The organism is Peptoniphilus indolicus ATCC 29427, assembly GCF_000227315.1.
Lineage (GTDB): Bacteria > Bacillota > Clostridia > Tissierellales > Peptoniphilaceae > Peptoniphilus > Peptoniphilus indolicus.
In genome coordinates, this window is record NZ_JH165114.1 from 1 (window position 1) to 1,326 (window position 1,326).

General features: G+C 26.3%; 1 protein-coding gene. It reads right to left on the reverse strand.

Features of this window, described 5'->3' with window-relative positions:
- Positions 1-48: 48 nt before the first annotated feature.
- Entirely contained in the window at positions 49-1,269 is a 1,221-nt protein-coding gene (locus tag HMPREF9129_RS10190; protein ID WP_040553266.1) for a Fic family protein, read from the reverse strand.
- Between the last annotated feature and the right edge of the window lie 57 nt (positions 1,270-1,326).

Consider the following 1,326-nt stretch of genomic DNA (forward strand, 5'->3'; position numbering starts at 1 on the left):
ATAGCGTTTAAGGTAGTATACTCTATTCTGTATTATCTGCAATAAATTTTATTCAAAATAATTACTATTTGCACAATAAATGATAGGTCTACCCTTAACCTTTATTATCAATCCTTCTTGTTCTAAATCACTAATTTCATCTCTTATTGTTTTTGCATAATATCCATCTAAATATCCAATTATATCTTCTCTTTCTATTCCGCTATTATAATTAAAATAATAATCTTGTGAAAGTATAAACATTATATCTTTTTTTACATCAGTATCTAAAGTATTATCATTCATTATTTTTGCGTGAATTTTGTCGAGTTTTTCTACTTTATCTATTAAATTTTCTATAATATCAAATTGCCCCTCAATTAAAATACTCAAAAAAGTATCAATAAAATAATTGAGTTCTCCTTTGTTTTTTACAGAATTAGTGATATCAAAAGCTCTGTAATAATCATTTTTCTTCAAAAAGCTTCCTCTAGCTAATGACATAGCCGTTAAATAACCATAATCTTCTTTTATATACATACTACTTATAAAACGCCCTGTTCTACCATTTCCATCATAAAACGGATGTATATATCCAAAATAATAATGCCCTATTGCAGTTCTTAATAACAGTGGAATTGTATTATCATTTAAAAAATTTAACATCATATTTATATGCTCAGAAATATTATCTTCCCCTAAAATACCTTCGTGGATGCATTCTCCAGAAACAGTATTTTTCTTCTGAACATAAATAGCATTTTCCCTAAAAATTTTACCGTCAGGAATACAATCTTTTTCTAATTCACCTTTGGTAATATGGTCATATATTTTCCTAATATCTTTACTATCTTCTGGAAGTTTTAATATATCTTCACCTGATAAATATATATACGACTTAATCATGCTCACTAATCTGTCATTTGTTAATTTCTTATTCTCGATTATCTCTCTAGTTGTTTCGGCTATTTGTTCTCTGCTACTTTCCACCCCTTCAAGTTCATTTGAACTTTGTAGTTCACTGGAAATAATATCTTTAAGCAAAGATTTTTTCGCCACTTCAGGCAACTTTAATTCAATTTCATTAAGCCGATTATCATTTTCTCTTACTAAATCTAAGTATCTTGAAGTTTCGTTGTTAAAAACATAATATAAACTTAAATTTTCATTTGTTTTGTAAGGATTTATTTTCAAATCTAACCTTAATGTAGTCTCAAACTCATACCTATTTTTATAGATTTTTTCATAATTTTTAAAATCCTTATAATATACTTTTGATATATAGTCCATATTTTCACCTCTCCACTTCTTTTAACTTCTATTTATAAAAAGCCTTGAAACAGTAAT

Bases quoted from the DNA above. Each gene is read 5' to 3' on its own strand.
- HMPREF9129_RS10190 (WP_040553266.1), bottom strand. From the start codon at position 1,269: ATGGACTATATATCAAAAGTATATTATAAGGATTTTAAAAATTATGAA.